This window comes from Bradyrhizobium sp. Kon37 (genome assembly GCF_055807535.1).
The window spans coordinates 189,961-214,460 of record NZ_JBVVOY010000010.1 but is presented as its reverse complement, the minus strand read 5'-3'; the positions used below and the strand labels follow the sequence as shown (position 1 = coordinate 214,460).

The 24,500-nt window shown below is 64.1% G+C and carries 25 protein-coding genes and 1 tRNA gene; 10 read left to right on the top strand and 16 right to left on the bottom strand.

Annotated elements, in window-relative coordinates; all coding sequences use genetic code 11:
- Positions 1–510 precede the first annotated feature (510 nt).
- A complete protein-coding gene (locus AC0L3J_RS20735; RefSeq protein WP_473348222.1) occupies positions 511–2,376 on the top strand; it encodes an alkaline phosphatase family protein in 1,866 nt (621 codons plus the stop codon).
- An 88-nt stretch (positions 2,377–2,464) separates the two neighbouring features.
- On the opposite strand, the gene AC0L3J_RS20730 is transcribed toward AC0L3J_RS20735, so the two are convergent.
- Positions 2,465–3,037 (bottom strand): hypothetical protein, encoded by a 573-nt coding sequence (locus tag AC0L3J_RS20730; protein WP_473348221.1) that lies wholly within the window; start codon positions 3,035–3,037, stop codon positions 2,465–2,467.
- 392 nt (positions 3,038–3,429) lie between these two features.
- Here AC0L3J_RS20730 and AC0L3J_RS20725 point away from each other — a divergent pair, with 392 nt between their 5' ends.
- The gene (locus tag AC0L3J_RS20725) at positions 3,430–4,089 is read left to right on the top strand and encodes a peroxiredoxin (protein WP_473348220.1); all 660 of its coding nucleotides are present in this window, start codon (positions 3,430–3,432) and stop codon (positions 4,087–4,089) included.
- 56 nt (positions 4,090–4,145) lie between these two features.
- Here AC0L3J_RS20725 and AC0L3J_RS20720 read toward each other — a convergent pair whose 3' ends face one another.
- The gene (locus AC0L3J_RS20720; RefSeq protein ID WP_473348219.1) at positions 4,146–5,876 is read right to left on the bottom strand and encodes a methyl-accepting chemotaxis protein; all 1,731 of its coding nucleotides are present in this window, start codon (positions 5,874–5,876) and stop codon (positions 4,146–4,148) included.
- Positions 5,877–5,997: 121 nt separating this feature from the next.
- Here AC0L3J_RS20720 and AC0L3J_RS20715 point away from each other — a divergent pair, with 121 nt between their 5' ends.
- Both AC0L3J_RS20715 and AC0L3J_RS20710 read left to right on the top strand, forming a co-directional pair.
- Complete coding sequence (locus tag AC0L3J_RS20715) at positions 5,998–7,464, top strand: cryptochrome/photolyase family protein (RefSeq protein WP_473348218.1); 1,467 nt, start codon at positions 5,998–6,000, stop codon at positions 7,462–7,464.
- 66 nt (positions 7,465–7,530) lie between these two features.
- Positions 7,531–7,860, top strand: a complete 330-nt coding sequence (locus AC0L3J_RS20710) for a histone (protein ID WP_473348217.1) — start codon at positions 7,531–7,533, stop codon at positions 7,858–7,860.
- Positions 7,861–7,914: 54 nt separating this feature from the next.
- On the opposite strand, the gene AC0L3J_RS20705 is transcribed toward AC0L3J_RS20710, so the two are convergent.
- The 3 genes from AC0L3J_RS20705 to AC0L3J_RS20695 all read right to left on the bottom strand — a co-directional run bounded on the left by AC0L3J_RS20705 (position 7,915) and on the right by AC0L3J_RS20695 (position 10,176).
- A complete protein-coding gene (locus tag AC0L3J_RS20705; RefSeq protein ID WP_473348216.1) occupies positions 7,915–8,658 on the bottom strand; it encodes a hypothetical protein in 744 nt (247 codons plus the stop codon).
- 97 nt (positions 8,659–8,755) lie between these two features.
- Positions 8,756–9,628, bottom strand: a complete 873-nt coding sequence (locus tag AC0L3J_RS20700; RefSeq protein WP_473348215.1) for a DMT family transporter — start codon at positions 9,626–9,628, stop codon at positions 8,756–8,758.
- Between the two features lie 101 nt (positions 9,629–9,729).
- A complete protein-coding gene (locus AC0L3J_RS20695; protein WP_007603109.1) occupies positions 9,730–10,176 on the bottom strand; it encodes a hypothetical protein in 447 nt (148 codons plus the stop codon).
- A gap of 288 nt (positions 10,177–10,464) precedes the next feature.
- Here AC0L3J_RS20695 and AC0L3J_RS20690 point away from each other — a divergent pair, with 288 nt between their 5' ends.
- Positions 10,465–10,728, top strand: a complete 264-nt coding sequence (locus tag AC0L3J_RS20690) for a hypothetical protein (protein WP_027567447.1) — start codon at positions 10,465–10,467, stop codon at positions 10,726–10,728.
- 26 nt (positions 10,729–10,754) lie between these two features.
- Here AC0L3J_RS20690 and AC0L3J_RS20685 read toward each other — a convergent pair whose 3' ends face one another.
- Complete coding sequence (locus AC0L3J_RS20685) at positions 10,755–11,216, bottom strand: host attachment protein (RefSeq protein ID WP_473348214.1); 462 nt, start codon at positions 11,214–11,216, stop codon at positions 10,755–10,757.
- A gap of 313 nt (positions 11,217–11,529) precedes the next feature.
- On the opposite strand from AC0L3J_RS20685, the gene AC0L3J_RS20680 reads away from it, so the two are divergent.
- From AC0L3J_RS20680 to AC0L3J_RS20670, 3 genes are all read left to right on the top strand, one after another.
- Complete coding sequence (locus AC0L3J_RS20680) at positions 11,530–11,802, top strand: hypothetical protein (RefSeq protein WP_473348213.1); 273 nt, start codon at positions 11,530–11,532, stop codon at positions 11,800–11,802.
- 437 nt (positions 11,803–12,239) lie between these two features.
- On the top strand, positions 12,240–13,205 hold the full coding sequence (locus AC0L3J_RS20675) for an AraC family transcriptional regulator (RefSeq protein ID WP_473348212.1): 966 nt from the start codon (positions 12,240–12,242) through the stop codon (positions 13,203–13,205).
- A gap of 158 nt (positions 13,206–13,363) precedes the next feature.
- A complete protein-coding gene (locus tag AC0L3J_RS20670) occupies positions 13,364–13,516 on the top strand; it encodes a hypothetical protein (protein WP_473348211.1) in 153 nt (50 codons plus the stop codon).
- Positions 13,517–13,566: 50 nt separating this feature from the next.
- On the opposite strand, the gene AC0L3J_RS20665 is transcribed toward AC0L3J_RS20670, so the two are convergent.
- The 3 genes from AC0L3J_RS20665 to AC0L3J_RS20655 all read right to left on the bottom strand — a co-directional run bounded on the left by AC0L3J_RS20665 (position 13,567) and on the right by AC0L3J_RS20655 (position 15,074).
- A tRNA-Arg gene (locus AC0L3J_RS20665) sits at positions 13,567–13,643 on the bottom strand.
- Positions 13,644–13,795: 152 nt separating this feature from the next.
- Positions 13,796–14,344 carry a hypothetical protein gene (locus tag AC0L3J_RS20660; protein WP_473348210.1) on the bottom strand — a complete coding sequence of 183 codons (549 nt, stop codon included), beginning with the start codon at positions 14,342–14,344 and terminating at the stop codon, positions 13,796–13,798.
- Between the two features lie 160 nt (positions 14,345–14,504).
- Entirely contained in the window at positions 14,505–15,074 is a 570-nt protein-coding gene (locus tag AC0L3J_RS20655; RefSeq protein ID WP_456769474.1) for a hypothetical protein, read from the bottom strand.
- A gap of 179 nt (positions 15,075–15,253) precedes the next feature.
- On the opposite strand from AC0L3J_RS20655, the gene AC0L3J_RS20650 reads away from it, so the two are divergent.
- Complete coding sequence (locus tag AC0L3J_RS20650; protein ID WP_473348209.1) at positions 15,254–15,637, top strand: VOC family protein; 384 nt, start codon at positions 15,254–15,256, stop codon at positions 15,635–15,637.
- Between the two features lie 50 nt (positions 15,638–15,687).
- Here AC0L3J_RS20650 and AC0L3J_RS20645 read toward each other — a convergent pair whose 3' ends face one another.
- On the bottom strand, positions 15,688–16,185 hold the full coding sequence (locus tag AC0L3J_RS20645; RefSeq protein WP_473348208.1) for a hypothetical protein: 498 nt from the start codon (positions 16,183–16,185) through the stop codon (positions 15,688–15,690).
- Between the two features lie 257 nt (positions 16,186–16,442).
- On the opposite strand from AC0L3J_RS20645, the gene AC0L3J_RS20640 reads away from it, so the two are divergent.
- Positions 16,443–16,793, top strand: coding sequence for a GrlR family regulatory protein (locus tag AC0L3J_RS20640; RefSeq protein WP_085395594.1), 351 nt, complete (start codon positions 16,443–16,445; stop codon positions 16,791–16,793).
- 103 nt (positions 16,794–16,896) lie between these two features.
- Here the strand turns inward: AC0L3J_RS20640 and AC0L3J_RS20635 are convergent, their stop codons facing one another.
- The 6 genes from AC0L3J_RS20635 to AC0L3J_RS20610 all read right to left on the bottom strand — a co-directional run bounded on the left by AC0L3J_RS20635 (position 16,897) and on the right by AC0L3J_RS20610 (position 24,301).
- Positions 16,897–19,584, bottom strand: coding sequence for a PAS domain S-box protein (locus tag AC0L3J_RS20635; RefSeq protein ID WP_473348207.1), 2,688 nt, complete (start codon positions 19,582–19,584; stop codon positions 16,897–16,899).
- A 124-nt stretch (positions 19,585–19,708) separates the two neighbouring features.
- A complete protein-coding gene (locus tag AC0L3J_RS20630; protein ID WP_473348206.1) occupies positions 19,709–20,623 on the bottom strand; it encodes a DMT family transporter in 915 nt (304 codons plus the stop codon).
- An 80-nt stretch (positions 20,624–20,703) separates the two neighbouring features.
- Complete coding sequence (locus tag AC0L3J_RS20625) at positions 20,704–21,501, bottom strand: NUDIX hydrolase (RefSeq protein ID WP_473348205.1); 798 nt, start codon at positions 21,499–21,501, stop codon at positions 20,704–20,706.
- A 4-nt stretch (positions 21,502–21,505) separates the two neighbouring features.
- Entirely contained in the window at positions 21,506–22,459 is a 954-nt protein-coding gene (locus AC0L3J_RS20620; protein ID WP_247396731.1) for a dihydrodipicolinate synthase family protein, read from the bottom strand.
- A 28-nt stretch (positions 22,460–22,487) separates the two neighbouring features.
- Positions 22,488–23,366 (bottom strand): SDR family oxidoreductase, encoded by an 879-nt coding sequence (locus AC0L3J_RS20615; protein ID WP_018455294.1) that lies wholly within the window; start codon positions 23,364–23,366, stop codon positions 22,488–22,490.
- Positions 23,367–23,440: 74 nt separating this feature from the next.
- Positions 23,441–24,301: a MaoC family dehydratase gene (locus AC0L3J_RS20610; protein ID WP_473287531.1), complete on the bottom strand. Its 861-nt coding sequence runs from the start codon at positions 24,299–24,301 to the stop codon at positions 23,441–23,443.
- Between the last annotated feature and the right edge of the window lie 199 nt (positions 24,302–24,500).

The following is a 24,500-nucleotide window of genomic DNA, read 5'->3' as shown; positions in this document are numbered from 1 at the left end:
TGTGTTGGGCTTCACCTGTATGCCGCTGTGCATTGTTCTTACGACAATCTCGCACAGTGGACCGCGGGTGCCAGCCGGCACCCGGTCTTCCCTGCGCCCTCTTTCAATTGAGGGTGAGACGACGAAGCAAAGCTCGGGCGAACAAGCCGCGAGATGGCGAGGTGTGTCTGCGAGTGAGATGCGAATTTAAAGAGCGACGCGCTTGCCTACACTCCGTCATTGCGAGCGCAGCGAAGCAATCCAGTCTGCCGCCGCGGAAAGATTCTGGATTGCTTCGCTGCGCTCGCAATGACGATGCTGAAGCAGCTGCCCGCCAAAACTCCTGTCTCGTGCCCCGGACGCTGCGCAACGCCTCTTGGCCGTGCGCTACAGCGCGTCCGGGACACGCGGACCGTCCCTACCCTTCTTTGCATGGCGCTCCGCTCTTGTAACAAAACCGTCATGCAGCGAAACTAAACGAAGCCGGGGGCCGCGGTTGGCGGCCAAGCCGCCTCGCAGGGAGAGATTTTGATGCGCCGTTCACTGGTGTTGCTGTCAGCCGGACTGACAGTGTTGTCCGCCGGGCTTTCGACCGGACCTGCCTCCGCAGAGAACAATACGCCCCGCAACCTGATCCTGTTCATTCCGGACGGTCTGCGGGCGCTGAAGGTCACACCCGAGACTGCCCCCGCAATGGCCGAAATCCGCGATAAGGGTGTCAATTTCAAGAACTCGCACTCGCTGTTCCCGACCTTCACCATGGCCAACGGCTCGGCGATGTCGACCGGCCATTATCTCGGCGATACCGGCGTGTTCTCCAACACGATCTGGACCAACTACACCTCGGTGCCCGCCGGCGACACCGTGGTCCCCTTCATCGAGAACGACGCCGTGCTCGGCGACATCGACGAGCATTTCAAGGGCGATTATCTCAACGAAGACACGATCCTGAAGCTGGCGCGGGACAAGGGCTACAGCACCGCCGCGCTCGGCAAGCATGGTCCGACCTATCAGTTCGACCACACCGACAAGCCCGAAAAGGCCGGCCTGCATTCGGTCGTGTTCGACGACGCCACCGGCGGCAAAAATGGCGTGGCGCTGTCGGACGAGATCAAGGCTGCTCTCACCAAGGCCGGCCTGCCCCTCGCCACGCCGCCGCGCGGCGACAACTCCAAGGCGGGCGATGCCAAGACGCCCGGCACGACCGTCGCCAACGTCGCCCAGCAGGCCTATTTCGCCGACGTCGCCGCAAAGGTCGTGCTGCCGATGTTCAAGGCCCGCAACAAGCCGTTCGTGCTGGTGTTCTGGTCGCGCGACCCCGACGGCAGTCAGCACAACACCGGCGACAGCCTCAACCAGATCATGCCCGGCATCAACGGGCCGACCTCGATGGCCGGCATCAAGAATGCCGACAACAACCTCGCCCAGCTCCGCAAGGCACTGGACGAGCTCGGCCTTGCCGCCAACACCAACATCATGGTTCAGGCCGACCATGGCTTCTCGACCATCTCGAAGGAAAGCAAGACCAGCCCCTCGGCCAAGCTCAGCTATGACGACACCCCGAAGGACTTTTTGCCGATGGGCTTTCTGGCGCTCGACCTCGCCAAGGCGCTCGACCTGCCGCTGTTCGATCCCAACGACAAGAATGCGAAGGTCGAGGGTAACAAGCATCCCAAGGCCGGCAACGGCGTGCTCGGCAAGGATCCGGAAAAGCCCGATCTCGTCGTCGCCACCAATGGCGGCTCCGATCTGATCTATCTGCCGAACAAGGACAAGAAGCTGGCGGCGAAGACCATCAAGACGCTGCTCGAGCAGGATTACGTCTCCGGCCTGTTCGTCGACGACTCGCTCGGCCGCTTCCCCGGTACCCTGCCGCTGTCGAGCATCAATCTGCGCGGCAAGGCGGCGACGCCGACGCCGGCGATCGTCGTCAACTTCCGCTCCTATGCCAGCGATTGCGGCGAGGCGCCGACCAACTGCTCGGTGCAGGTCGCCGACACCGTGCTGCGCCAGGGCCAGGGCATGCATGGCAGCTTCAGCCGCGGCGACACCATGAACTTCATGGCCGCGATCGGTCCGGACTTCAAAGCCGGCTATGTCAGCGATATCCCGGTCAGCAACGCCGACGTCGGCATGACGGCCGCCCAGCTCCTCGGCCTGCGCGGTTCGCAGAACGGCGGCCTCGTCGGCCGCGTGATGTCGGAGGCGTTGCCCAACGGCGTCGTTCCGAAGGCGTACAAGGGGGTCGAGAAGTCGAAGAAGTCCGAAAACGGCCTGCAGACCGTGCTGAACTTCCAGCGCGTCGGTAGCCAGCGCTATTTCGACACTGCCGGTTTCCCGGGCCGCACGCTCGGGCTGGAGCCGGACGCCGGCAAACAAAAAACGGCGGGGAAATAACCCCGCCGTTCAAATGCGTCCTCGTGAGAGGCGCAGAATTTTACATGCCCAAAATCTTACATGCCCAAAATCTTACATGCCCAAAATCTTACATGCCGATGTCGAACACGTTCGGCAATTGGCCCGCCAGAGGCAGCGCGGTGGCGCCCAGGAAAGTCGCCACCATCGCCATCAGGCGACGGTTGTTGTGGCGCTTGCCGCGCATCTGGCCGGCGATCCACTCCAGCATTTCGCTGTTGACCTTGGAGGCATAGGACGGCGCCCAGCTCTCGATGTCGGACTCGGCCGACAGCGCGACGCTGCGCGGCGGCACCTTCAGGCCGGAGGCGCTCGCCGCATAATGGGCGACCGCCTTGGCCAGCAAATCGTCGAACCGGCCACCATCGGTGCGTTCGGTCGCGGCTTCGTTGATCTCGAACAGCACTTCGGCTTCAGCACGGCTGACCGGCTGGTCGTTCACGGCTGTGGCGGTGAGAATGCGGGCGCACCACGCGGTGTCATCGGCATCGAGCGAGCGGGAGAAATGCACCCTTCCCTTGGTGGTCGGGCCTTCGCCCGTGATGACGCCGTCGCGCACGATGGTCAGTGCATGGGCCGAGGTATCGCGGCAGGACGGTTCGAGGGACGGCGACTCAACAGACTTATGCGCAGCGGCAGACATAGTTCACTTCCAGATTTCTTCTGATCGGCCAGCATTTTCATGCCGGCGTAAAGGGGTGGTTAATGATTCGGTACGGGGAGCGCGACTTTTTGAGATAGTTGCCAATTGGTCGCTGTCAGGACCAGTTTGGTTCTGGGAAGCGACGGGCGAGCGTGATGGAAGTCATAAAAGGCTTTCTCGGGGCAATCGCGCCCGTATAGCCCCGGTGGAGATGTTTCGCCGCAGGCGCCGCTGTAACAAAAAGGTGCTAGGAAATCAGGCCTTCAAAGAAGGAATTCACATTTTACTTGAAGCGGTTCAGTTAGCGTTCACTTGGGATCGCGGAGACCCTATAATGGTCACGACGGTCAAAGATGAATTCACAAGTAAATTCAATAACATGAGGTAGAACCATGACACTTCCGATCGGCGCCACCGCCCCCGACTTCGAAGCCGAGACCACCGAAGGGAAGATCAAGTTCCACGACTGGATCGGCAATAGCTGGGCGCTGCTGTTCTCGCACCCGAAGGACTTCACGCCGGTTTGCACGACCGAGCTCGGCGCGCTCGCCAAGCTCAAGCCGGACTTCGACAAGCGCGGCGTCAAGCTGATGGGCCTCTCGGTGGATCCGGTCGATCGCCATTCGAAATGGTCGGAGGACATCAAGGAGACGCAAGGCGCAGCGCCGAACTTCCCGATGATTGCTGATACCGACTACAACGTCTCCAAGCTGTACGGCATGCTGCCGGCTGCCATCTCAGGCGACCCCCTTGTCCGCACCGCCGCCGACAACCAGACCGTCCGCAACGTCTTCGTCATCGGGCCGGACAAGAAGATCAAGCTTGTGCTGGTCTATCCGATGACGACCGGCCGGAACTTCCAGGAGATCCTCCGCGTGATCGACTCGCTCCAGCTCACCGCCAAGCACCGCGTCGCGACCCCGGCCGACTGGTCGCAGGGTGACGACGTCATCATCGCGGGCTCGGTCTCCAATGACGAGGCCAAGACGATCTATCCGCAGGGCTGGAAAGAGCCGAAGCCCTACATCCGGATCGTGCCGCAGCCGAAATAACGGAACTGTCATTCCGGGCGATGCGTCAGCGCCGCCCGGGATGACGATGTCAGCTCTTACGCCGCGCGCACGCGTTCGAGGAAGCCCTCGACCTCGGCCTTCAGATGCAGGCTCTCGCCCGACAACGCCTGGGCGGAGGCAAACATGCGGCTCGACGTCTCACCCGTCTCGTTCGCACCCTCGGCGGCCTGACGGACGTTGACGGCGACATCGGCCGTGCCCGATACCGCCGCGCGAACGCTGGCGACGATGTTTTGGGTCGCGCTCTTCTGCTGCTCGACTGCCGCCGAGATCGAGCCCGCGATGCCGCTGATGCGCTCGATGGTCTGGCTGATCGCCTTGATGGCGACAACCGATTCCTCGGTCGCAAGCTGCATGCTGGCGATCTGGTTCGAAATCTCGTCGGTCGCCTTGGCGGTCTGGCCGGCGAGCGTCTTGACCTCCTGGGCCACCACCGCAAAACCGCGGCCGGCATCGCCGGCGCGCGCGGCCTCGATGGTCGCGTTCAGCGCCAGCAGGTTGGTCTGCTCGGCGATCGAGGTGATCAGCTTGACGACATCGCCGATGCGCGCGCCCGCCTCGGAGAGCTGCGCGATGCGCTGATCGGTCGCCTCGGCCTGCCGCACGGCCTCGGCGGAAATGACGTTCGATTCCTGCACCCGCCGGGTGATTTCGGAGATCGATTGAGACAGCTCGTCCGAGGCCGACGCCGCCGAACGCACGTGCTCGGAGGCATTTTCGGAAGCTCCCGCCGACCGCGCCGACAGATCGGCGGTGGAGCGCGCGGTGTCGGTGAGCTGCCGCGCCGCCCGCTCGAATTCGCCTGACGATGTCAGCACCTTGTCGAGAATGCCGCCGACGCCGCCGCGGAACTCCTCGACGAAATTGCGCAGGTCGGATTTGCGCTGCTCGACGGCTGCGGCCGAAGCCGCCGCCTGCTCGCTGCGCATCCGCGCCCGCTCCTGCGAATTGCTCCTGAACACCGCGACCGTGCGGGCGATCTCGCCGATCTCGTCGGCGCGATTCTCGCAATCGATCTCGACGTCGCTTTGACCTTCGGCGAGCGCCGTCAGCGAGCGCGTGACCGAGGTGAGCGGTTTGGTGACACGGCGGACGACCAGCAAGGTCAGGACCAGCACCAGCAGCGCGGCGAGCCCGGCGGCGATCGCCATACTTTCGATGGTGTGGGCCAGCATGCTCTCGAACTGCGCCATCGGGATGCCGACATAGAGGATGCCGGCGACCTTGCCGCTGGCGTCGGCGATCGGGAAATAGGCGGTCATGAAGGACTTGCCGAACAGGGTGGCCGGGCCCTTGTAGGCCTCGCCACGACGCAGCAGCGCCTGCGCCGGGTGATCGGCGGCAAGCTGGGTCCCGACGGCGCGGTCGCCATTTTCCTTCTTCACGTTGGTCGAACGCCGCACGAACTGCCCGCTCGCATCGTCGAACACGAACAGGGTGGCGTTGCCGCCGACATAGGACACCGCGCGATCGACGATGGCGTGATCCCTAAAGTCCGGCATCTTGGGAATCTCGGCGCGCGCCACCGCGCCATCCTTCATGGTGATCTTGGCATCGGGAACGATCTCGGCGAAGGCCAGCGCCAGCGTGCGCAAGCTCACCTCGATGTCGCGCAGCGCACGATCGTTGAAAGCGGAGCTGAGCGACCAATAGCCGGCGCCGACCACGAGCGCCGTATTCATGGCGATCAGCAGCACCGCGCACAGGAGCGCCTTGGTGCCAAGTTTGAATTGCGGCAGAAACTTCGCCGTTGCTCGTCCGTACATGAATGGATGACTCCTGTAATTCCTGCATATTCGTGCAATCGGCTTACGGCCACATTAACGCGGTTCCCATCGCGGCATGCTTTCCAAATCGTTAACGAGGACACCCCTGACCACGCCCAGAATGACGCTAAGGACTACGCCAGGCGCTCCGCCCATCATCGTCTGGTTTCGCGATGACCTCCGCCTGTCCGATCACCCCGCCCTCCACGCTGCCGCCAAGACCGCTGCGGAGACCGGCGCGCCGGTGATATGCCTCTATGTGCTGGACGACACGGCCGGGCGAGCGCCGGGCGCCGCGGCGCGCTGGTGGCTGGCGCAGTCGTTGCGGGCGCTCGGCGCCGACATTGCCAGCCGGGGCGGATCGCTGATCCTGCGTAAGGGGCCGGCGGCCAGGGTGATCGCGGAGGTGGTGCGTGAGAGCGGAGCGCGTTCGGTCTACTGGAACGGGATCGCACAGGCGCCGCATCAGGCGATCGAGCGGCAGCTCGAAGCGGCACTGGCAAAGAGCGGCGTGGACTCGCAAAGTTTCCAGGGCGACTTGCTCGTTCCGCCCGCGGCGATCCGCAACAAGGAAGGCCGCGGCTTGCGCGTGTTCACGCCGTTTTGGCGGCGCGTGCTGGCGCTCGGCGATCCGCCGAAGCCATTGCCGGCGCCGAAGGAGCTGCGTCCTGCGCCCACTGTCGCCAGCGAGGCGCTGGAGACCTGGAAGCTCGAGCCGGACAAGCCCGATTGGGCCGGCGGCCTGCGCGAGACATGGATCCCGGGCGAAGCCTCCGCCCGTGCCCGCCTGCGCGACTTCCTCAAGCACACCGCACAAGGCTATGTCGGCGATCGCGACCGCCCGGACCGCGAGGGCACCTCACATTTGTCACCGCATTTGAGGTTCGGCGAGCTCAGCCCGCGCCAAGTCTGGCACGCCGCGCGGTTCGCCGCGGCGGAAAATCCCGCGATCGGATCCGGCATCGACAAGTTCCTGAGCGAGCTCGGCTGGCGAGAGTTCTGCCAGCACCTGCTGCACGACCATCCCAACCTTGCCACCGAAAACCTGCAAGCGAACTTCGACGGCTTCCCATGGAAGCCCGACGCCAAGGCGCTCGCAGCCTGGCAGCGCGGGCGCACCGGCTATCCCCTCGTTGACGCCGGCCTACGTGAGCTCTGGCACACCGGCGTGATGCACAACCGGGTGCGAATGGTGGTCGCCTCGTTCCTGGTCAAGCACCTCCTGATCGACTGGCGCGACGGCGAGAGCTGGTTCTGGGACACACTGGTCGATGCGGATGCCGGCAGCAATCCCGCCAACTGGCAGTGGGTGGCCGGCTGCGGCGCCGACGCGGCGCCCTATTTCCGCGTGTTCAATCCGGTGCTCCAGGGCGAGAAGTTCGACCCGGATGGAGCCTATGTCCGGCGCTGGGTGCCCGAGCTAAAGGACGTGCCGGCCAAGCTGATCCACAAGCCTTGGGAGGCGACGCCGATCGAGCTTGCGAGCGCCGGCGTCACGCTCGGCAAGAGCTATCCGCAGCCGATCGTCGATCATGCCAAGGGACGAGAGCGCGCGCTCGCGGCCTACGCCAAGATCCGCAAAGGTTGAGCGTTGCTTTGACACAATTATGAAACGCGCTATCGTCATCGCTCCATGCAAACCGTGGGGGACAATATGGACGACGACAAGCCGATCACCGAACAGGCGATGGACACGATCACCGCCGCCGTGGAAGCGACCAAGGACGCCGCTGTCACTGCGGTGAAGAAGGTCAGGAAAGCCGCCAAGAAGGTCGCGAAGAACGTAGCGCCGAAGAAGGCTTCCAAGAAGCAAGCCAAGAAGGCTGCGAAGAAAACTTCGAAGAAGGCCGCCAAGAAGACTTCGAAGAAAGCTGCAAAGAAGTCGTCGAAGAAGGCGGCCAAAAAGTCGTCGAAGAAGACCGCAAAGAAGGCGACGAAGAAAGCTGCCAAGTCGAAAAAGAAGGCCAACAAGGCCAAGCGCTGATCGCAACGCCGAGGTCTCCGGGGGCGGACGCGCCCGGAGACCTCCAGCGATGCCCTACCCCCGCCGCTTAGCCGCGCGCCGGCCCGGGTGATGCTCGCCCTGCGGATCGCGGAATTCGCTGCGATGACCGCGCCGGTCCTCGGCGTTGAAGCGCCGCCGTTTCTCGGGCGAGCCGAACGCCTTGATCACCTTCCTGCCGTTGACCTTCTTGATGACGTAGCCGCCCTCGGTCATCGAGAACGGCTCTTTCAGCGTTCCCTTGTGGTCGAACTTGGTGCCCGGGCGGTGCTTGAACGGTTCGAACCAGGACGGATAGACGAAGTTCGACATCTCGAAGCCGGCGACGAAGAAGGTGTCCTCTTCCACGGCGTCACAGACCTCATAGGCATATTGGGTGTTCCGGTTTTTGTCGGCCCAGAGATTGGCCATGGGATCGAGCACCATCTCGAACAGCTCGTGCGAGGCCGCCACGCTGACCGGCTCCTCACCCAGCGCCTTGACGAAGATCTTTGAGATCGGCTGGCGGCGATGCGTCAGCTCATGGCGGCCGAGCATGTTCTTGTGGGAGGCCTCGTCAAAATAGACCAGCTGCCACTCGCCCGGCTTCGGCTTTTCGCTGACATAGAGGTCGACCGGATAGCCCCACACCGGCAGGAAGTGCTTGTCGTAGCATTTCTGGAGCGCCGCTGTGAGCCTGGCCATCTTGCGGCCGCTGATCGTCGGCTCCGCGTAGTTGATGCAGGCAATCCGGACCGGCTTCAGGGACCTACCAAGCAATGCGCGTCTCGCCTTCTTCATGGAAATCACCTGTGAAAGAGCCACTGAAATGCGCCGACCCTAGCACGATCTTGCCGCGCACGTCAGGGATGTATTCCGGCGGCCCGGCTCGCCGGTCCTAGAAGCGCCGGTTGACCACGAACACCGCGGCCGCGCATATCACCATGCCGGCGATCGCCAGCGCATCGAGCTTTTCTCCAAACAGCAGATAAGCCATCAGCGCCGTCACGGCGGGCACCAGGTAGAACAGGCTTGCAACAGACGTGGCGGCGGCATGGCGGATCAGCCAGTACAGCAGCCCGATCGACCCGATCGAGAGGGCTACGGCGAGCCAGGCCAGCGCGAGCATGAACTCGCGCGTCCAGTGCACCACGCGGTCCTCGAACAGGAAGGCGCCGATCGCAAAGAAGATCGTGACGGACACGTACTGCACGAGATTGCCGGCGCGCCAGTCGATGTGGTTGCAGTAGCGGCGCTGATAGAGCGTGCCGAGCGTGATGCTGATCAGCGAGACCACGGAGGCGAGCCAGCCGAGCCCGGCTTCGCCGGTCATGGGACGGCCGTGCAGGATCAGCACGACGCCGCCGAGGCCAAGCACGAGCCCCGCCCATTGCACCGGCGTCACCTTCTCCCCGAGCCAGCGGTTGGCGATGGTCGAGGTCAGGATCGGCTGAAGGCCCGGAATGAGCGCGGAGAGCCCGGCCGGAATCGAGTGCGCGATCGCGATTGCGGTGCCGCCGAGATAGAAGCCATGGACGAGAATGCCCGCGACGGCGCTGTGCGCGATGCCGATCCGGTCCGGCCATTTCGGCCGCGCAATCGCGACGATGATCGCCATCAGACCGACCACGAACGCCATGCGGATGGCGAGATAGGTCAGGGGATCGGCATTGTTGACGACGTATTTGGTGCCGATGAAGCCCGTGCTCCAGAGCAGGACGAACAGGATCGGCGCGGCGCGGGCGGTCAGGGTTTCTTGATTATGATTCATTGCCGCCTCATTGCCCCACCGGGGGCCAATGCGGCAATGCGAATTTCGGCCAATTTCGTCCGGACGATGCTGCGCTGCGACGGACCGGGCGGCTCAGCCGCTCACCATTCGTCCGGACAGGGATCGATGATCTTCCAGAGCTCGACGCCGTTCTTGATCTTTTTCATGTCGGTGGTGAGCCCGCCATTGCGACGGATCCAGTCCTTCACCGTGTCGGGGTAATAGGCCATCAGGTCGGACGTCCCCTCCGCGCTGGTGACCTTGATGCCGAAGGTGAAGGCCTTGTCGTAGTAGGCTTGATGGAAGCCGAGGCTGGCGCGCGGCGTCACGCAGATCTTGTTCATCGGCACGATGCCAAGCACCAGGGTGCAGGCCGAGTTGCAGATGCCGTCGATGATGACGCGCTCGCCCTTCTCGCGGACGCGCTTGTACTTGGCCTTGTACTCCTCGACATAGCCGCCGTGGTCGCGGGTAATGTGCAGCTCGGCCCGCGCCGGCGTGGCGGCGACGACCGAGAGCAACAGTAGGCTCAGAAGCGTGATGCGCATGGCGAGGTGACGGCGAAAGCCTTCGGAATGGACCGGCCTATGGACCCCAAGGAGCCGGCAACAGGAGTCTTGAGCTAATTCTCTTTGGTCACACTTGTGTGGGGAATTCGTTAAGCATCTCGAAAAGGCCAAAAATGGGCAAGTCCGGACCACAGAACCGGCAATTCTGTCACACCCACCCGGGAATCTGCGGGATTGGCCCCGATTTCCGGGCTGCAGACGGGTGTTCCGGCCGCCCGAACTGGCTATAAACGGCTGACCTATTCGTGCGGGTTCCGGAGATTCGAGATGAGCAAGTTGAAGCTTGTAGCCGCGATTGCTGCCCTGTCGGCCGCAATCCTTGCCCCTGGCCTCGCGGAGGCACGGGGACATCACCGGTACCACCGCTATACCACGAACCCGCTGCCCTACCCGATCAGCTATCTCCACAATTACGGGCCCGGCATGACTCCCGGGACGTTCGCCTTTTACGACGGCCCGTCGACCAACCATTGCTACCAGAGCGCAGCCGCCTATGTCGGTCAGGACCGCCGCCGGCACCCCTGCTACTGAGGGGCGCAGGCGCGTCCCGGGGGCCGCTATTTGGCGGCGCCCGACAGCAGCAATTGCTTCTCGATTTCGTAGACCGGCAGTTTGACGAGGTCCTTGCCGACCTCGCCCTGGAGTGCCTTGCGCACCACATCCGAATAGTCGGCGCGGATCATCCCAAGCGCACGCGGCGAGGCCACCATGGTCAAGGCCGAGGTCTCGCCTGAGCTGACGGCGGCATCGAGTCGTCCGGCCAGGCTGCGCAGGAAGGCGCGCTCGGCCTCGTCGTGCCAATTCGTCTGCTCCACCGAGCTGCGCGCGGTGCCGGCCGCACCATGGAGCCTGCCCGGCGCGTCGCTCCCTTGCGCGCTGGTCGAGGAATTGGGCTGCTCATGCACCTCCCTGGTGTGGAGGTTCGGAAACATCTCGTCGCCGAGGTTTTCGAGAATGAGCGCCTTGCGCCCGTCGCACACGACCAGCCAGTCACCCTTGTCGATTCTCATTTTGCCCATTGCACAGCTCCAAAGCGACCTCGCGAGCCTGCTCTTCGAATTGCTCGAAAGGCTGGCCACAAGGCTAGCTTAAGGACGAAGCCGCATCGGAGAATTGCGCGGGATCAAGGATGGTGGCGATGTCCTGCGGAGGCGCAAACGCAAGCGCAGCATTGGTCAAGAGCGCGAACCTGGGATAGTCTGCCGGAGCTAAAGGTCAGGCCTGCGGCGGGCTGGCTGAAGACCTGTTCATCAGCATTACATTTCGCCCCCGCCACAATTTGATCAGAACAAACTTCGATATCCCTGTATTGCGTAAGCGGAGAAAGACATCATGAAGCTTAGAATTGGCCTCGTCGCCGCGACCCTGCTGGGTGCGTTGGTCGCATCACCGGCGGCGTTCGCCATGCCCATCGCGCCTGCTCCTGCGACGCCGCAGGTTTCCGACGTCGAGCAGGTCCGCATGGTCTGTGACGCCTGGGGACGCTGTTTCTGGCGCCCGAACTACTATGGATACTACGCGCCGCGGCCCTACTACGGTCCCCGGTATGCACCGCGCTTTTATGGCGGGCCTCGCTATTACGGACCACGCTATCGCCGCTGGTGATTCTAAAGGGGCCCTCCGGGGCCCCTTCGCTTTTGCGAGATCAAGGATGTTGGTCTGGAGTCATTCCAAAACTGATCTAGATCAAAGACGAAATCCGCCACTCCGTCATTCTCCGACGATGGTCGATTTGATCGTTTTTCGATGTCCCCAGACGGGCATGAACGTGCAGACACATCTTGAGAAGCAACAGAGACAGGAGGCACAGAGCTTTGCCTCCTTCGCCTGTCCCGCCTGCACGCGGCTGCATTTCATCGACCTCGCCTCCGGCCAGCCGATGACTCGAGACCGTTGACGACGACATCGATCCGCCGGCTTCATGCCATGATGTCCGCAATACTACGGCCCGGAATCCGGTTTACTGAAGCGCGATGTTTCGCCATTGATGGCGATGTTCCGACGTTCATTTGATTGTCATATTGCGGCAGCCGGCCACACGCATGTTGTTCGACGCCCTCGCCCCATCCTCGGCGCTTCAATTGATCGGCTTTGCCGACATCGATGCGTTTCGGCCGATCGAGTCGATGGAGGATGCGAGAAGCATTCCGCTCGACGTCCGGAATTTCGCGGCGGCTCGCGCTATCGTCTCCCTGCCCGGCTGCCGCATCGTCATGATGCGCTCGTTCGCGCGCATCCTCGACGGCGCCTATCGGATGCCGGGCGGGATGGTGATCCTGCCCATGACGGACGACCTTCAGGTCAATTCCAAGGGCATGGATCTGGACGCGCGTTTCTTCATCGCGCTCCGCGGCAGCGATGAATGCCATTTCGTCGAGCGCCGGACCAATCATCATGCGATGATCATCTTCTCACCCGGCATGAGCGACCGGGGCTGGTTCGATCGGGCGGACGATTTGCGAGCCTATGGCGCGAACCGCCCCGCTTTGCTCCACATACGGCAGCTCCTGCTCGACATTCTGCGAACCGCGTCGGTGCAGCCGGCCCTGTTCGAAACGACCGAGGTCGCCGCCCATCTCCAGGAAGGCCTGCTGCTCGCGCTCGACGATCTGTTTCGCATCGATCAGCTCTCGGACCGGAGTGCCTCCGTCCGGGGCGAGCGGTCGATCAAACTTGTGCAACGGATCGACGATTACGTCGCAGCACATCCGACTGCTCCGATCTATACCGCCGATCTCGCCGGCGAGTTTGGCGTCTCGATCCGCACGCTCGGCGGCGCCGTCAGCAAGGTGCGTGGCATGAGCCTGCACCAGTACATTCGCCTGAAAAAATTGTGGGAGACTCGGTCTCGCCTTCTCAAGGGCAGCGGCGCCACGGTCGCCACATGCGCGCGCGCCCAAGGCTTTCACCATTTGGGAGAGTTTTCCGCAGCTTACCGCGCGATCTTCCACGAAGCGCCGTCCGACACGCTGGCACGAGGCCGGCAAGCCGGTCCGACGGCTGGTTGACCGGACACGGCTCCAGTCTTTTCCAGTGCGGCGCGCGCCTCAAGGGAACCAGTTCCCTTGAACTGCATTATCCGAGCGGTGCGCCGGCAGCGCACTGAAGCACCCCGCGCGTCCTCCGCGCGGGGTTTTTCTCGCCGTCAACAAGTGGTCCAGGAAAAATGCCTATTAGCCGCAACGTATTGTTTCTGATTATCGGTGCTCTGGTCGTCACGGCGGCCGTGCTCGGCTACAATCTCTACCAGACCAAGAAGCAGCCCGATGGCCTGCAAATCAATGTCGGTCCCAACGGACTGAAGATCCAGGGCAAATAGAGGCGGACCGCGGCCTCGCCGTCAGATCCGAAATACTCTGGCCTGATCATTGGCGCGCTCGGAGAGATTCGAACTCCCGACCCTCGGAATCGAAATCCGATGCTCTATCCAGCTGAGCTACGAGCGCCCTGGCCCAGATCTTGGGCTGTAACCGAGACGCCCCAGATCGCTGCTGGCGGGCCAGCAGGCCGGACGACGTTCGGATGGGTTCGAATTAGCAGAGAGGCCGTCCAATAAAAAGCCCTTCCCGCCCCGATTCGATACGGGTCAGACCCGCCCTTACCAGGTGCTGTTGAAGAAGCCGAAATGCGGCTGCTGCGCCATCACCATCATCGGCCGCCCTTGCTGCGGCACCGGATGCGTTCTGGCGACCTTGCGCTTGGGCTGCTGCGCCGAGATCTGGGAGGATTGGGTCTGAGCGGGCTGGGCCTCCAGAATCTGGGCTTGCACCTGAATCTGCGTCCTGGCTTCGGTCTTCTTGACCGCAGCGGTATCGGCCTTCGCAGCCGGCGTGAATTGGGCGAACGTCTCGCGGACCCGCGCCTTGGCTGATATCTCGGCCAAAGCGGGTGACATGCCCTCCACGGGCGGCTGGGGAGCCGCGACGGCGGCGATCTTCACCGCAGGGGCGGCAAGCGTCGGCTGACTGGTGTCGAGTACGACACGCTCCGGCAGGTGGCGATCGGACCGGATCCGAATCAACGGCTGTTCGTTGCTTGCGGTTGCGATAGCCTGCGTCACAGGCGAAGTCGGCAGAACGTAGTTCGCCGCGAACAGCAGTGCGAGCAAGGCTCCACCGACAAAGAAGAAATACCGAAAGATGGGCATTGGCCACGCTCCGCCCGCCGCATCCCCGCGTGGGCTCTCCGCCTTAACAGGCGATCATTTAATTGGTTCCTGGCCCAGCCGTTCGGTTCAAATGGCGACGCCAAGTTTTTCGGCCAAGCCCCCAAGACAGTAACTTTTCCGCTACCCGGCACTGCCGGCCTTATGTCCGATGTGCTGCCACAAGCGAGCACTTTGCCTGATCGGCATTCACGTTGACGAAGCCGACAGGAATGCGCGCAAAAGTCTTGCGGCTCTTCATGCTGACCGGATCCGCCAGAACGCGGGCGCGGTCGGTGAGATGACTGCCATCGCGCCGCGCAAAAGCGCAGACGATCTCGACATCCTTTACGGCATAGTCGTTGTCGTTGCGCAGCGTGAGCGTCACCAGCGCCTTCGAGCCAAGGCCGCCGCGGCGCCAGGTCTGAGATGAAATCCTGATCCGGCCGAGTTCTGCCATTGTCGGAATCGAAGCTTCGGAAGGCGGCGACACGGCGGTCGCATCGGCCGAAGGCGCCGTCTCCACCGCTGCCACGTCAGATCTCACCGGTTCGGCGCTGTTGCCTTTGGCAAGAGGGAGCAGCATCCAGATGCCGCAACCGACGATGATGGCCGCCAACAGCCACAGCAGGCCTCGCCCAAATGAAACGCTCGCGATCGTCACCGCCCTCGCCAGTCGCTCGCCGGTTCCGGCGAGACGCCCTATCCCGATGCGGTCAAACCCAGCGCTCATGGTTGCCTCACCGATCGCGGCGGAAGCACGTTCGACAACGGATTCGGCCACTGCTTACCTTAATCCGGAAGGCGAACTAAGGTTCCCGCGCAGCTGCCGAGTCGGCAAGAGCGGTGGCGGTCACGGGCCGAGGCCGCTAACATGCGCTGCAACATCAAAATCCGTCGGGAGAACACGAAATGCCAGTCGTCACTTGGGATCACGTCCATCTGCGCAGCCCCAATCCGGAGGCCACGGCGGCCTGGCTGCGGGACATCCTCGGTGGCGAGATCGTGCAAGCGCCCGGACGGATCGACGTGAATCTCGGCGGCGCAAGGATCTTCATTGCGCCACTCGAGGGCGACAACGCGGTCAACCCGCCGCCGCCGCACCCGCATCAAGGCCTCGACCATTTCGGTCTCACGGTGAAGGACATCGACGCCGTCGCCGCCGAGATCAAGGCCAAGGGCGTCACCTTCACGCGCGAACCGACCACGATCCGCCCCGGCGTGCGCATCTGCTTCATCCGTGGCCCCGAAGGCATCTCCATCGAGCTGCTCGAGCGCGACAAGAAATATACCTGAGACGGTGCGCGCCGCATCGGTTCGCCGGGCGACGTGCCGCCCGGCGTGCCTCAAGTCATGCTGCCGGGCATGAAGCAGCGGACGGCGACGCCCATGTAGCCGTAGATCGGCCAGACCATGGTGCGCCCCACCCGGTTCGGCTCCGAGATCACGGCCTCCTCGGGCACGTCGACCCAGACGAGCTCCTGCGGTCGGCCGTCGATCATGTAGCCATAACGCGGGACGCGGACCCGATAGTGCCCGTCCTTGCTATCCCAGTCGGTGTCCGAGAGCGCCGAGCCGTCGGCATCGGAGCAACAAGGCCCCTTGCCGCTTCGCAGTCCGTCGAACCAGGCCTTCAATTCGGCATTGGTGTTGACGAACTGGCCGCGGTCGCGCGCGTGGCCGAAGGGGGCCGCGAGTGCGATCAGGGCCAGGACGCATGCTAGGCTCGCCACGGTTCGCCACCGCGCCGCGCCGCCGATCCGCCGTTGTCGTGTTTCGCAAATCGTGGAACGCACTCTGTACAGACGCGGCTTCTCGCCGCCGGAATCGATCCAGTTGCTCACGTTTGTCTTGCTCCAGCACCCCGCGGCCAGTGCAACAATGGTTATGCATTTCGCGGGCCAACTTGATTCGCAACGACTGGCCTCGCTTCATGATCAGACCGTCATGGCGGTGTCACAGACAAGCCGGGACAACTACGGCTCACCGGCAGGCTCGCAAGGTCGGCGGCCAAACTGCCGCGTTGCGTGGGCGCATGCGCTTTGGCATAAATGCGCTACCGGTTACGCCATTGGGCGATGGCGGCCGGCCTCGGGACGTTATGAAGAACGGCCTCTATTCGATTCACGTGAACCTGCTCGATGGTCGGGTCGGCAAGGGCAGCGGCGTGATTCTGTTTCGCGACGGCAAGATTCTTGGCGGCGATGCCTACCTCTATTACACCGGCAGCTACACGGTGAAGGACAACACCTTCAAGGGCGAGGTGCTGGTCCAGCGTCACACCTCGCCGCGGGGTGACGACAATCCGCTGTTCGGCGGCCCTGCCGCGGTCGGCATCGGCCTCAGCGGCACCTTCACGGAGACGCGCGGGGACATGACGGGCACCGCGCTGGTCGGCAAGGCCAGCCAGATTTTCGGCGCGACACTGCACAAGCTTGCAGAGGCCGACTAGAGCATTTTCGGTTCTGATTGAATCAGAATCTCAGCTCTCAATTGTTGTTTCGACGTGTTTTCTTCACCCGAGCCGGCATCCACTTCGCTCGAAAACGCGTGAGCTATTCCGCGGCCTGCTCGAGCGGCGCCACGCGCGGCAGGATGATCTGGATACGTGTGCCGCTGCCCGGTTCGGAATCCAGATCGAGCCGTCCGCCGAGCCTGTTCGTGACGATACTGTAGACGATGTGCAGCCCGAGACCGGTGCCGCCCTGGTCGCGCCGCGTCGTGAAGAACGGATCGAAGGCACGGCGGCGGACATCGAGCGACATGCCGCAGCCATTGTCGGAGAAGATGATCTCGACATTGTCCTTGCCGGACTCGCGCACCTGGATGTCGATGGTCCCCGGGCGGCCGTCCGGAAAGGCGTGCGCCACCGCGTTGAGAAACAGATTGGTCAGCACCTGGCCGTACGGTCCGGGATAGCTGTTCATGGTCAGATCAGGCTGGCACTCGACATTGAGCGTCAGATTGTGCTTGCGAAGGCCCGGCCGCAGACTCATCACCACCTGCTCGGTGAGGTCACCGAGATCGAAGCTGCGCTGGTCCGAATAGTTGCGGTCGGCGGCGACCTGCTTGAACGACTGGATCAGCTCGGCGGCGCGATTGAGATTGGAGACGAGCTGCGAGGACGCATCGCGGCTGGTGTGGAGAAAGTCGTTGAGCGCAGAGCGGCGCAGCTCGCCACGCTCGACCTCGGCGGTGAACATCGAGGTCTTGCGTTCCAGTGCGGAGGCGACCGTGAGGCTGATGCCGACGGGATTGTTGACTTCGTGCGCGACGCCGGCGACGAGGCGTCCGAGCGCCGCCAGCTTCTCCGCCTCGATCAGCGAGGCCTGGGTCTCGCGCAGATTGCGCAGCGCGGTCTCGGCGGATTCCTTGGCTTTCCGCATCTCCTGCTCGCCGCGCTTGCGCTCGCCGATGTCGAGCGCCACGGTGACGATCCGCTCGATCTCGCCTTCGGCATCGAGCAGCGGCAGCTTGTTGACGAGCCATTGCCGCATGTGGCCGGACGAATCAATGTACTCCTCTTCGTAGAAGCCGAGACCTTTTCGCAGCGTCAGCACGCGCTTGTCGCTCTCGTCGGACTTGGCCGCGCCGTAGCGCGACATCAGGTCGGCCGTGGTGCGGCCGAGCGCATCGCCGGGCTCGATGCCGAAGATGCCGGCCATGTAGCGGTTCATCAGCACGTAGCGCAGGTCGCGGTCCTTGACGTTGATGACCGCGGGCACGGTGTCGATGACCTGCTGGAGCAGGCGCCGCCCTTCGGCGATGGCGTCTTCCGCGCGCTTCTGGTCGGTGATGTCGCGCAGCGTGCCCTCGTAGCGGACGATGTTGCCCGCCTCGTCGCGGACGCCGGTGGCACTGTCGGACAGCCACAGGATGTCGCCGCCGCGCTGGCGCACCTGATATTCGAACTCGCGCACCATGCCGTCGCGGGCCATCAGCCGCTGGTATTCGACGCGCGCCTCGGGATTGAGATAGATGGTGTGGGCGATGTCGTTGATGCTGTCGATCAGCTGCTGCGGACTGTCATAGCCCATCATCCGCGCCAGCGCCGGATTGGCGTTGAGGAGGTCGCCGGCCGGCGTCGTGACATAGATGCCGTCGACCGAGCCCTCGAACAGTTTCCGGTAGCTCTCTTCGGCGAGGCGCTGCTCGGTCAGCGCGCGCACCGCCGCCTCGCGTGCCGTGTCGGCCTCCTCCAGCGCGCGGCGGAACACTTCGGCAGCGCGTGCGATATCGCCGATCTCATTGTCGAGATCGGCGGACGGGATCGACGTGTTCTTCTCGCCGGCTGCGAGCGCGCGGATCGACCGCGCGATCTGGGCGAGCGGGCGGACCGTCCGCCGCACCACGAAGCCGGCCGCGAGAATGCCGATCAGCACGCCGATGGTACCGAGCACGATGCTCTGCCAGCGCGCCTCCGTCAGCGTGCGGGCGAAGTCGCGCGACAGCACGTGGCCGCGCCGGGCGCTGACCTCGCGCAGCAGCTCGGTGACGCGGCCGATCAGCCGGCCCTCGGTTCCCAGCACCTCGCGATCGATGTCGGCGATCTGCCGTTCACGGACCGCGACCGCGATGATCGCCTCGGCGTAATTGTTGACGGCCGATCTGAGATTGGGATCGGCGACGCCCATCGCCCGCATGCTCTGCGCCGCCTGCTCGGCCGCGGACGGGTTGCGCGCAAGCAAACCGAGCGCGATCCGGCTCTGCGCTTCCGACAGGCGGGACGCCAACTCTCGGTCCCCGGTGCCGGAGACAGCCGCGTCGAACTGGTCGCGGAGTGGCGGCAGGCCGGCAAGCAGCTGGGCGCGGCGGTCGATCAAGGTCGAGATCCGCTCCAGGCCGCTGCGATAGGTCGCAAGCCGCTCGCTGACCCCGTCGATCATGTCCTGCTGCTCGGGCACGAGCTCGATGCGGGTCTTCTTCAGGATGTCACTGAGCGTCGAGGCTGCCTCGCCCACCTGCTTGAACTGGATGCCGGCGCCGGGATCAGTGACGAAGTCGCGCGCGGCGAGCCGCAGCTCGTTCATGCGGCGGTCGATGTCCTCGGCGAGGTCGCCGACGCTCTGCAGCCGCTGCAGCTCGGCAAAGGTCGTGTCGATGTGCCGGATCGCGATCACGCTCGCGGTCGAGGTGACGATAATCACCGCCAGCACCAGAAGGAAGCTGCCGAAGGTAAGCTGGCCGATGGAGAGCGAGAATGTTCGCTTTTTCTCAGGGGTCGGCGTCAATTCGGCGGACATTGGTGATGTGAGGACCGGGCTATTGGAGCTCCAATATACGACGTATTGCGGTCCCGGGGGAACATGCCTCTCGCCGCCGAATATCCTTAATATTGAAGCCCTGCCGCCCTCCTTAGCTCCGGTTTTATGACGTTTTGACGCCGGCCGGCCGCCGGGCCGGGATGGTCATGGCGGCGACGCCGAGGACGACGCAGGCAAGGCCGATCCAGGCGGTCCGGCTCAGGCTCTCGCCGAGGAAGGCGACGCTGATGGCAACCCCGATCGGCACGCGGAGATAGGCCTGCGCGGTGGTGCCGACCGAGCCCAGGGTCTGGATCAGGCGGAAATAGATCACGAAGGCCGCGGCGGTCGAGAAGGTCGCCAGCGCGAGCAGCGCCAGCACGGAACTCAGCGAGGGCGACAGCGTCCAGGGCTGCTCGACGATGAGCGAGGCCGGGATCAGCGCCGCCGCGCCCGCCAGCAGCGAGCCGGCCGCCGGCGCCATGGGATCGAGGCCCTTGAAGCCGCGACCGAAGATGGCGGCGCAGGCGTAGCAGATGGTGGCGGCAACGATGGCGGCCTCCGCGACGAGGCCGCTTCCGACATCATGGACGGCATCGACGCCGACGATCAGCAGGATGCCGGCCATGCCGGCGACCACGCCGACCAGCTTGCGCGGTGTCGTCGCCTCGTGACGCGTCACGACCGCCGTGAGCAGGAAGGTGAAGATCGGGCCTGCCGAGTTGAGGATGGTCGCAAGCGCGGCATCGACGTGGCGCTCGCCCCAGGCGATCAACGTCCAGGGGATCACGCTATTGAGCACGGCCTGGAAGGCGAAGCGTTGCCAGGTCGCGGCATCATTCGGCATCCTGATGCCCCGCGCCCACATGATCGCGAGCAGCAGCAGGCCCGCAATCGTGGTGCGCGCCGCGATCAGCGTGATCGGCGGAATGGTGGCGACGCCGAGCTTGATGAAGGTGTAGGAGCCGCCCCAGAGCGTCGCCAGCGCGAGCAGCAGCGCCAGTTCGACGGCGACGTTGTTGTCCTGCCGGTTGTGCATGTCGCGCGCTCCGTCCCGTTGTCAGGGACGGAACCTAGCGCGTCTGCCCTCGCCGATACTTCGTTGTGTGTCGAAGTGTTCTAGCCGAGCGCCCCGACCTCGAACACCTCGCCGTCATAGCCGGCCTCGCGGGCAATGCGGAGCTGACGGCCGGTTTCGGTCTTGGTCATGACCGGCATCACCGTCACGACGGACATGCCGCGGGCGTGCTCGAGCGCGGCACTCACGCTGCCCTGCTTGGCGAGCCGGATCAGATTGCGCGTGGTCGGGAACGGCAGCTTGAAGCGGCCACTCTCGCCGCCCTCCACAGCCTCGCGCGGCGAGACCCAGATCGAATCGGTCGACTCCCGGCCATCATGCGCGCCGAGCTGGTCGGGCGGTGCCGCCGCAAGGAAGAACCAGGTATCGAAACGTTTTGGCATGCCCTCGGGCGTGATCCAGTGCGCGTAAGGCACGAGCGTATCGAGCGCCAGTTGAAGTCCGTTGTCAGCCAGAATGCTCAGGAAGCTGACCTTGTGCTCGTTGAGCGCGACGCGATGCGCATCGGCGATCTCGCCGGCGCGCTTGGCATCGACCGGAGTGCCCGAAACCTTCGAGCGCGCCAGCAGGATGCCGCTTTCCTCAAAGGTCTCGCGAATCGCGGCGATCCGAAATCCGCGGTCCGCTTCGCTCAGGCCCTCGCCGCCCGAATACAGATCGGAGCGGGCGACGATCTCCTGATCGCCGGCATCGACGCTGCCGCCGGGAAACACCAGCGCGCCCGAGTTGAACTCGATCTGATGATGGCGCACCATCATGAAGACTTCGATTTCCTTTGCGGCGCCGTCGCGCAGCAGAAGGATCGTCGACGCGGGGCGTGATGCTGATGCCTCGGCCATTCGACTAACCTGCGGCGCTGGATTGCGGGCCGAGATTGGCGCGCTTGTCGACGCGGGCCACGCGCGACAGCAGGTACTCGACCTCCGCCTTCGCCGCCGGCGTGATGGTGGCGCCGGGCTTGCGCTGGGCACTGGAGGCGATGATGCCGCGCTTCTGCAGCACGTATTTGCGCACGGCAAGACCCGCGCCGGGCTGCTGCTCGTAGCGGATCAGCGGCAGATGCGCGTCGAACAGATCATGGGCGGCGTCGCGCTTGCCTTCCTTCGAAAGCCGCACGACGTCGATCAGAAGCTCGGGGAAGGCATAGCCGGTCATGGCGCCGTCGGCGCCGCGCTCCATCTCGAAGTCCAGAAAGAGCCCGCCATTGCCGCAGAGGATCGAGAGCGGCCGCAGCGAGCCGTCCTTCTGGAAGTTGCGCAGCGTCGAGATCTTCTCCAGCCCCGGCCAGTCCTCGTGCTTGAGCATCACGCAATTGGGATTGTCGGTGACGATCTTGCGGATCACGGCGGGAGTGAACACCACCGACAGGGTCAGCGGATAGTCCTGGAGCACCCAGGGCACGTCGGGGCCGATCGCCTCGGCCGCCTGCTTGTAATAGCCGATGATCTGGTCGTCGGTCCGCAACGACGGCGGCGGCGCAATCATCACACCGGCCGCGCCTGCCTCCATGGAGGCCTTCGCCAGCGAGCGCATGGTGGCGAAACCGGGCGCGGAGACGCCGACGATCACCTGCATTGTCTTGGCGCGCTTGACGAAGCGTACCGCCACCTGCTCGGCCTCGGCGGCATCGAGCTTCGGCGCCTCGCCAAGAATGCCCAGCACCGTGACGCCGTCGCAGCCGACCTCCTCGTAGAAATCGGTCAGCCGGTCGATCGAGCGCTCGTCGATCCGGCCGTCATCGTGGAACGGCGTCGGCGCGATTGCGAAGGTGCCCTTGGCGTCGGCGGTGAGTTTCATCGTTGTCCTTGTTTCTCTCTGTCAATGGCTAAAACCGCCGCGCCCCCATCTTGATCTGCTCTTCGGAGAAGAAGATCTCCTTGGCATGATCGGCGATGTCCTGGGCTTTCCAGCCCGTGTGCGGCGGCTTCCAGCCGTCCATTTCCATCATCCGCATTTCGCGCACGCCGCGGGGCCCGGACACGCCCAGCACCTTGCCGGTCTGGTCGCCGGACAAGTCGCTGACCATGTATAGCACGGCCGGCGCGATGCCGTCCGGCCCCAGCGCCGCGCCGGGGTTCTCCTTATAGCGGGGCAGGTCTGCGGTCATGCGGGTCAGCGCACCCGGCGCAAGCGTCCAGATCCGGATGTTGTATTTGCGTCCCTCGATCGCCAGCACGTTGGACAGGCCCCAGATGCCGCCCTTGGCCGCGCCGTAATTGCTCTGGCCGAAATTGCCGATCAGGCCCGAGGTCGAGGAGGTGTTGACGATGACGCCGCCGCCATTTTCCCGCATCCAGCGAAACACCGGCATGGTGCAACAAAAGGTGCCCTTCAGATGCACCTTGATGACCTTGTCCCAGTCGGACTCAGAGGCCTTGGCAAAGGTCTGGTCGCGCAGAATGCCGGCATTGTTGACGAGGATGTCGGCGCGGCCGAAATGCTTGATGGCGTCGTCGAACACCGACTGACCGCCTTCCATCGTGGAGATGTCGGCGCCGTTGGCGACCGCCTTGCCGCCTTCGGCCTTGATCGCATCCACCACGAGCTGCGCCATCGATGTGTCGGCGCCGGAGCCGTCACGGGGGCCACCGAGGTCGTTGACGACGACGGAGGCCCCTTCCCGCGCGAACAGCTTTGCGTAGGCCTCACCGAGCCCCCCTCCCGCGCCGGTGATCAGCGCAACCTTGCCGTCGAGTAGTCCCATGGTGGCGTCTCCCTGTTTTGTTTTTTTACCTCGCCCCGCTTGCGGGGCGAGGGAGACCACGGCCGTCCCGTGTGCTAACCCAGCACCGTCTTGCCGTTCTTGATCACGGTGACGCCGCGCGACTTCACCTTGGCTTCGAACGAGATCGTGCTGCCGTCCTTCCAGAGGTCCATGGTCACGGTCTCGCCGGGATAGACCGGCGAGGAGAACCGCGCGACATGCTGGCGGAAGGCGGAGGCGTCGTAATCGGCATAGGTCTGCAGCACGCCGCGGCAGGTGATGCCGTAGGTGCACATGCCGTGCAGGATCGGGCGCGGGAAGCCGGCCTTCTTCGCGAACTCAGGGTCGGAGTGCAGCGGGTTGCGGTCGCCGCAGAGACGATAGACCAGCGCCTGGTCGGGGCGGGTGACGATGTCGATCGTCGTGTCGGGTGCGCGCGACGGGATCTTGTGCGGATCCGGCTGGGTCAGGTTCGGCCCGCCAAAGCCGCCATCGCCGCGGGCGAAGCGGGAGGCGACCAGAGTTGCCAGCTTCTCGCCCTTCTCGTTCTTGAGCACGGTCTGGTGGCTGATGACGACGCCCTTGTCCTTGCCCTTGTCGTAGACTTCGACCACGGAGGAGTCGGCGGTGATGTGCGCCGCCACCGGCAGCGGCTGGTGGAAGGTGATGTCGCGCTCGCCGTCGACCACCATCACGCGGTTGAGGTTCATCTCGCCGGGACCCGCGCCCCACGCCGCGACGGATGCGAAGGTCGGCACCACCTTGAGCGGCCGCGGCGTCAGCGTGCCCTCGTTGACGAAGGCGAGCTCGTTCTCGTCCATCGGATCGGCGCCGAGGCCGATACCGTAGGCATAGAGCATCACTTCGCGATCGGTGTAGGAATATTTCTGGCCGAGGTTTTTGAGGCCTTTGAGTTCGTCGTATCTGGCGGACATTTTTGTTGTTTCCTCCCGGCAGTTTCAGCGGATGGCGGCGCCCATTGATGCGCCCTCTCCCCTTGCGGGAGAGGGCTACAAGGTGCTCGCAACGCACTCGTTTGGGTGAGGGGTTCGCTCCGCATCAAACAATCTCTCTGTGGAGAGATACCCCTCATCCGGCGCTTCGCGCCACCTTCCCCCACAAGGGGGGAAGGGA